This is a genomic window from Mycolicibacterium xanthum (assembly GCF_019710635.1).
In the GTDB taxonomy this organism is placed as follows: Bacteria; Actinomycetota; Actinomycetes; order Mycobacteriales; family Mycobacteriaceae; genus Mycobacterium; species Mycobacterium xanthum.
This window is the reverse complement of record NZ_JAIFZS010000097.1, coordinates 1-6601: the sequence shown is the minus strand read 5'-3', so window position 1 is coordinate 6601 and position 6601 is coordinate 1. Positions and strand designations below refer to the sequence as shown.

The 6601-nt window shown below is 64.7% G+C and carries 7 protein-coding genes; 5 read left to right on the top strand and 2 right to left on the bottom strand.

What is annotated here, in order from left to right; translation table 11 throughout:
* Positions 1–105: 105 nt before the first annotated feature.
* Entirely contained in the window at positions 106–987 is an 882-nt protein-coding gene (locus tag JDV09_RS25760; protein WP_221371972.1) for an alpha/beta fold hydrolase, read from the bottom strand.
* 58 nt (positions 988–1045) lie between these two features.
* Between JDV09_RS25760 and JDV09_RS25755 the strand changes: the two genes are divergently transcribed.
* The 3 genes from JDV09_RS25755 (at position 1046) to JDV09_RS25745 (ending at position 3712) form a co-directional block, all read left to right on the top strand.
* Positions 1046–1198, top strand: a complete 153-nt coding sequence (locus JDV09_RS25755; RefSeq protein WP_221371971.1) for a hypothetical protein — start codon at positions 1046–1048, stop codon at positions 1196–1198.
* 211 nt (positions 1199–1409) lie between these two features.
* Entirely contained in the window at positions 1410–2804 is a 1395-nt protein-coding gene (locus tag JDV09_RS25750) for an MBL fold metallo-hydrolase RNA specificity domain-containing protein (protein ID WP_221371970.1), read from the top strand.
* On the top strand, positions 2759–3712 hold the full coding sequence (locus JDV09_RS25745) for an LOG family protein (protein ID WP_255606063.1): 954 nt from the start codon (positions 2759–2761) through the stop codon (positions 3710–3712). Before JDV09_RS25750 ends, JDV09_RS25745 begins: the two co-directional genes overlap by 46 nt.
* Before the next feature lie 209 nt (positions 3713–3921).
* Here JDV09_RS25745 and JDV09_RS25740 read toward each other — a convergent pair whose 3' ends face one another.
* Entirely contained in the window at positions 3922–5058 is a 1137-nt protein-coding gene (locus JDV09_RS25740; RefSeq protein ID WP_443678039.1) for a methyltransferase, read from the bottom strand.
* Between the two features lie 395 nt (positions 5059–5453).
* On the opposite strand from JDV09_RS25740, the gene JDV09_RS25735 reads away from it, so the two are divergent.
* Both JDV09_RS25735 and JDV09_RS25730 read left to right on the top strand, forming a co-directional pair.
* Entirely contained in the window at positions 5454–5813 is a 360-nt protein-coding gene (locus JDV09_RS25735; RefSeq protein WP_221371969.1) for a hypothetical protein, read from the top strand.
* A gap of 3 nt (positions 5814–5816) precedes the next feature.
* Complete coding sequence (locus tag JDV09_RS25730; RefSeq protein ID WP_221371968.1) at positions 5817–6134, top strand: hypothetical protein; 318 nt, start codon at positions 5817–5819, stop codon at positions 6132–6134.
* Positions 6135–6601 lie beyond the last annotated feature (467 nt).

Sequence of the window (6601 nt, the reverse complement as noted above, 5' to 3'; positions counted from 1 at the left end):
GACGAGGTCATCGCGGTCCCGCCATCGCCGAACTCGACCAGGTGGAGCGTCTGGCCGAGGTCGCGGCCCAAGTCATCGGCTGACCCCGCGTCGGCAATCCGCCGATCAGCCGCCGGCGCGCACGTCGTCGACGATCTCGTCGATCGAGTCAACGACCAACGCCGGGTTGTAGAGGTAGATGTTGTGGCCGCTGTTGGTCTCGGTAATCGTCTTCGCGCCGAGGTTGACACCCAGCACGTTGACCATGGCTACCCAGTCGGCGAACGTCGTGTGTTCACCTTGGAGCAGCTCCGGCGGGGTGAGGTCCTCTCGAAACGGCTTGTCGGCCACGAGGACGATTGCCGGCACCTCCGGCATCGGCCCCGCTGCGTTGATCTGCGCGAAGGCGTCCTTGATCATGACTCCCTCGCGCACCACGCTGTTGGTCGCCGCGTTCACCTCGTCCCACCAGTCGAGCGCGCCCGGGGTGACCAGGTCCTGCATCACTTCGCTGACGGTGTCGACCATGACCAGACCAGCGATGCTGTCGGGGTAGGTGCGGGCGTAGAGGGTCGAGACCAACCCGCCGTAGGAGTGCGAGACCAACACGTACGGCCCCGGTTCTCCGATCGCAGTGAGCAGCGCGTGGAGATCGCTGACATCGAGGTCGACCGTGTGCGGCTGTGGTCTCGGCGTCGTCACCTCGCCGGTGAACCGGACGTCGGGCCGGTCATAGGTGCAGACCCTGGTGGTTCGGGCGACCGATGGGAACACGGCGTCGTCGCTGGCCACGATCTTGCCGAGCCCGGCGGAGACATCGTCGCCCGGGGTCCGGTGCACCGGGTCGTAGGGGTCGAGGATGAGCGACCAGTCCTCGGCGCCGTTTCCATGCCCGGAGAGGAGGACCACCGTCGGCGAACCCTGTCCCTTGCAGGTCGCCCAGATCCGGCGGCCGTCGCCGACGTCGACGAGCCCGGCGAAGTCCTGCCGGGCCGTCGTGGGCGCCACCGTTGTCGGCTCCGCGCCGCTCCGAACCGACAACGGCCCGCAGGCGGAACCGACCACGGTGAGGACGCACACGCCGAGGATCCGGGCCATTGCCCGCATCCTCGCGGCCATCTTCGTCGGATGCGACCGGCACACGTCTCTCGTCGGATGCACACTGGTCGTGCTCGGCATCGCCGTCTCGATGCTCGGCGACTGGCAGCGCAGCGAATAGGTCGGCACTACAACGACCGCATTTGCGCCACGGTTTCCAACCCGACTTCGCGTCCGCGAAAATTTGGAACAATCAACTACCCCACCACACTGTAGACGCGAAGGCTATGAGAATCGGCGCTGTTGGCGGCACAACAGCTGATTCCACGGTGACGTGAATTCTTTCCAGCCAGTTCGCTACCCGGCCGCGCCGCCTCTGCGAGACTACGGACATGACCTCCGGCGACAGCCGAACGCGGAACGCCGACCTCACGTTGCGCAGCCTGGGTGGAGCGAGCACGGTCACGGGTTCCAAGCACCTCCTGGAGGCCGAAGGCAAGCGAATCCTGTTGGACTGTGGCCTGTTCCAGGGCGTGAAGAACCTTCGCGAGCTCAACTGGGCGCCGCTGGCGGTCGAGCCGCGGAGTATCGATGCCGTCGTCGTCAGCCACGCCCACCTCGATCACACCGGCTACCTGCCCCGGTTGGTGCGCGAAGGATTCCGCGGGCCGATCGTGTCCACCGAAGCGACCGCCGCCGTCGCGGCCATCATTCTGCGCGACAGCGCCAGGCTGCAGGAGCGTGACGCGGCGTTCCTCAACAAGCACAAGGCCACCAAACACCACCCCGCCTTGCCGCTGTATGACAGCGAGGACGCCGAGCGAGCCCTTGAATTGTTCGACACCCATCCGTTCGGCCAGGAGTTCCGCTGGCCGGGAGAAGGGCCGGCGGTGACGTTCCACCGCGCCGGGCACATTCTCGGGGCGTCGATCGTCGACCTCATGTGGCACGGCCGCCGCATCGTGTTCACCGGCGATCTGGGCCGCTACGACGATCCGGTGATGTTCGACCCGGACCCGGTGCCGGCCGCGGACTACCTGCTGATGGAGTCGACCTACGGCGACCGCCTGCGTGATCGTGCCGACCCCGTCGACACCCTCGCCGAAGTCATCAACGCGACGGTGGATCGCGGCGGCACCGTGGTGATACCGGCGTTTGCGGTGGGTCGGGCTCAGACGCTGCTCTACTACCTGTGGCAGCTGCGCTCCGCCGGCAGGCTGCCGGAAATCCCGGTCTACCTCGACAGCCCGATGGCGATCAACGCCAGCGATCTGCTGCGCACCCACCTTCGTGACCACCGCCTGCCGCCCGGGGTCTACGAAGGCATGTGCGCCATGGCCACCTACACGCAGGAGGCCGAGGAGTCCATGAAGATCTCGGCCAGCCGCGAGCCCAAGATCGTGATCTCGGCCAGCGGCATGGCTACCGGTGGCCGGATCCTGCACCACCTCAGGGCATTCGCTCCGGATCCGCGTAACACGATCATGCTGACCGGCTACCAAGTCGCGGGGACCCGCGGCCGATCCATCGCCGCCGGCGAGCGGTCCGTGAGGATCCACGGCGAGTGGGTCCCGATCAACGCCCAGGTCGCAAACCTGCAAATGCTCTCCGCACACGCCGACGCCGACGAACTCATCCGCTGGGCCGGTGGGTTCCAGACAGCACCGAGACTGGTGTTCGTGGTCCACGGCGAACCACAGCCCGCGGACACCTTGCGCACCCGCCTGGGCCATGAGTTTGGATGGACGGCAACGGTTCCCAGGCCGAATCAGCTGTTCAGCCTGTGACGTGCTGGTCGAAGCAGACGATGTGGTCCGGTCGTCGCTCCGGGTTTTCGCGGGATCCAGCACACCACCTGGCCTTCACCGTCGCAATGGCCACCGCCGGGGTCAGCGCGCTGTCCCGCATGGAACTTGCGGGCAGCGGCACCGTCGTGGAACAGCATCGTGGAACAATCCTGTGGATGCGCCCCTCGGAAACGCCGATTCCCTCCACCACCGATGAGGAGTTGCTCTGCTGTCTGGGCCCGGCATACCCCGCCTTCGCCGACAGCGATCCCGTTCGGGTGGCCCGAATTCGCGACGAGGTCACCTACGGCTTTGCCGCCTTATCCGGTGTAAAGCACGCGGTGTCGATCTTCGGTTCCTCGCGCACACCGCGGGATCATCCGCATTATGTGCTGGCGCGCGCGCTGGCGACGCGCATGGGCGCTGCGGGATTCGACATCATCACCGGCGGCGGACCGGGAGTCATGGAAGCTGCGAATTGGGGCGCCCGGGACGCCGGCGTGCGCTCTATCGGCCTCAACATCGAACTAGAGCACGAACAACGCGTGAATCCGTTCGTCGACCTGTCGCTATGGTTCCGGTACTTCTTTGTCCGCAAGCTGATGTTCATCCGCTACGCATCGGCGTTCGTGGTCTTCCCAGGTGGCTTCGGCACGCTCGATGAGCTCTTCGAAGCGCTCACGCTCATCCAGACCCAAAAGATCCGGCACTTCCCGGTCGTGTTGGCGGTGTCCGAGCACTGGAGCGGACTCGAAAGCTGGATCCATGCGCGACTGCTCGAGGCCGGGATGGTGTCCCCAGACGATGTGCAGCTGCTTTCGGTCGCCGACGACCCACAGGAGATCGCTGACGTTGTTCAGCGTTGGCGCCGTCGCCAACTCGACACCCACCAGTCACGAGGATCCTGATGCCTGGCCCGGACGATGGATCTGGCTGCAGCGTAGCTTCCGTGGCGACCTTCATGAGCGCCCCACCGGGCTCGGATACCTGGCCGAGTGACCGCTTGATACATCGACCCTCGTCAACAAAGCACACGCGCCCATCAACACATGACCCCGGCACCGACTGACACCGATCAAACGAAAAAGCAGCCCCGGCGATAGAACCGGGGCGGTTTTCAGCTGCCTCTCGACAACCGATGCCCAAATATCAGCTGGGCACGGCTTCGATGACGCACAGCGGCCCTGCTGTCTGCACCACGCGCTGCAGTCGGAAGCCGCCCTGCTGGAGTAGGTCGGTCCACTGCTTGAGGCCGCGTTCCAGTGCGCCCGCCAGCACCAGCATCTCCATATCGGCGTAGTGGCCGAGGAATTCGCGGTCGTGATCCGGGACGACCATCTCCAGCAGTAGCAGTTTCGCACCCGGAGGGGCCGCGGGCTTTGATGGTGCCAAGGATCGCGATGGCTTCGTCATCGGGCCAGTCGTGGATGACGTTCTTCATCACATAGGCATCAGCGGACGGCACGCTTTCAAAGAACGACCCGCCCGTCACCGTGACTCGGTCGATGACACCGTGCGCGGTCAACACAAGCGGCGCTCCCTCGACTGCCTCGGGGAGGTCGAACAGCACGCCACGGGCATCGGGGGCGGCGGCGAGAATGGACGACAGTAACCGGCCGTGACCGGCGCCGATATCAGCGATCACGCCGAAGTCGCTGAAGTCGTATGCCGCGACCACCGCCGCCTCCAACACCGACGATGTGGAGGTCATGGCGTCCTTGAATATCTGCGCGAACTCGGGGTCGTCGCGGAGGTAGTCGAAGAGGTCCCTTCCGAACACTTTTGGGGGATTCGGCTCTCCGGTACGCACCGCATCGGCCAGCCGCGTCCAGTTCGCCCGGTGCTGCGGCGAGCCGTAGAGCAGGGCAACCCCACGCACCGAGATCGGCGAGTCGGAACGCAACGTGTCGGCCAGCGCGTTGAGCGAGAAACGGCCGTCGCGGCGCCTGCGAAAAATGCCGCGGCTGATCAGCAACCGCATCAGCCGCGCCACGCTGTCCGGATCGGCCCCGATACGGCTTGCCAGCTCTTCCTTGGTCAACGGGCCCGCAGCAAGCGCGTCGGCGATACCCAGTTGCGCGGACGCCGAGATGGCCTGAGACAGAAGCGCCCCGAAGATGATGTCGATGACCGTGATCGGTGGAGGCGCCAGTCGCTGGTATAGACGCCCCACATGATGACGGACTCGTTCGGCCGCGCGCGCCACCCGGACGGGCGGCAGCTTCGGGGTTGATGGCGATGACTTAGGCGGCATCGTTCTCCTTTACCCGGCGACTACAGGACTCGCATGAATGAGTATCCCTCTTGGGATTTTCCGCGCGCTCGATCTGCTCGCACACGGATCCCAGAAAGCTGGGTGTCAGCGATGGTCGACCACGGGTCGCAGGCCGGTAAGCCCGCGGTGTGCCGAAGGTCGTGGATCCTCGGACTCTTCGTCAGCCCTTTGGCTTTCGCGCGGGTGACCGCGGGCGCCCACACGTTCGGATGGAACGAGTGGATACGGACCTGGCAAATCAGAGCGACGGTACGGCTTGTGGGTAGACGTGCGCCACCGCGAATCTGTGGGTGAGCCGTAGGACCTGTTCCCCTGGACCGGTTTGTGCCGTACCGTCAATTAATCACGGCGTAGGTCTGCCAAGGGGCGACGGCATGAATATCACTTATCTTCGTGAGTTCTGGTTTGGCGAGAAGTTCTACAACGACACGGCGAGCCACCCGCACTACTACACCGTCCGCTTTGCAGACCGACCCAACATCGATGCGCAGATCTGGTTGACCATATTGTCGCCGGGCGCGACGTTCAGCGGCGGCGCTGTGACGGCGATCGGTTCTGCGGCCGCCGGCGTCAAGTCGTACGCATCTGTCAATGCACAGGGACAGATCGAAACCCACGAAAGCACCAATTGGGATGCACATGCCCGCGTCGAGAAGGTCGTTGATATCACTTTCGCGTTTCACGTGCGCTTGGCGTGGGCGAAAGCCGAGGGGCAAATCTACTACTGGAGATGAACGATGGCGACGGAGTGCTCACCGCCGGACTACACCGAAACCCACTGGTGCGTATTCGACCCGTCAACCGGTGAAATCCTCGGCACAGAGACGATCTGGACCGAGCAGGGTGCCGGCGAATACGAGCCGGGGCCGTCGGCTGGCGTGTTGAGGAGCCTGGGAACCGATGATCAGGGCCGGTCGATCGAAATCGACGCGATCGAGGTGAAGGATCTCCCCGGCCCGGATTATCGAGTCGACGTTTCCAGCCGCACGCTTGCGAAGCGGCCGGACACGGAGGCTCGTGACGGCCTGCCTCCGTTCGTCCCTCCTCGGCTGTAGCGCGGATGTCGGCTACATAAGGCCGGGATCAGCCGGTTCCGTCGCTAGAGCGTCGGTCGTTCACCCGATGATCGGATCGGCTGGCGTAACCCATGTCGCAATTACCTGACGCCCATGAGCCACGCACCGGTCTGGGGCGACCTCCGAAGCACCCATGAACCAGCGACCGGCATCGTGCGCCCTCGCCGCTGTGGCTATCAGGTCATGGATTCGAGCGACAAGCCCAACGCGACGAGGCGCCCGATACAGGGCGAGGTGTTCGGCGGATGCACCATCGTGCGCCCTATCTAGTACTGCAGCCGTAGATCGGGATCATTGATTCTGGCGTCGTCGGTAGTGGGATTGTCGGGCTCGGTAGTGGGATTGTCGGGCTCGGTATTGGTGTCGTCTTCGCCATCGTGACCAGGCCAACAGGGTCGAGACAGTGTGTCGGGTGGTCAGCAGTATGGCGTCGAAGAGTCTGCGGA

Bases quoted from the DNA above. Each gene is read 5' to 3' on its own strand.
- JDV09_RS25750 (WP_221371970.1), top strand. From the start codon at position 1,410: ATGACCTCCGGCGACAGCCGAACGCGGAACGCCGACCTCACGTTGCGC.
- JDV09_RS25745 (WP_255606063.1), top strand. From the start codon at position 2,759: ATGGACGGCAACGGTTCCCAGGCCGAATCAGCTGTTCAGCCTGTGACG.
- JDV09_RS25735 (WP_221371969.1), top strand. From the start codon at position 5,454: ATGAATATCACTTATCTTCGTGAGTTCTGGTTTGGCGAGAAGTTCTAC.
- JDV09_RS25730 (WP_221371968.1), top strand. From the start codon at position 5,817: ATGGCGACGGAGTGCTCACCGCCGGACTACACCGAAACCCACTGGTGC.
- JDV09_RS25740 (WP_443678039.1), bottom strand. From the start codon at position 5,058: ATGCCGCCTAAGTCATCGCCATCAACCCCGAAGCTGCCGCCCGTCCGG.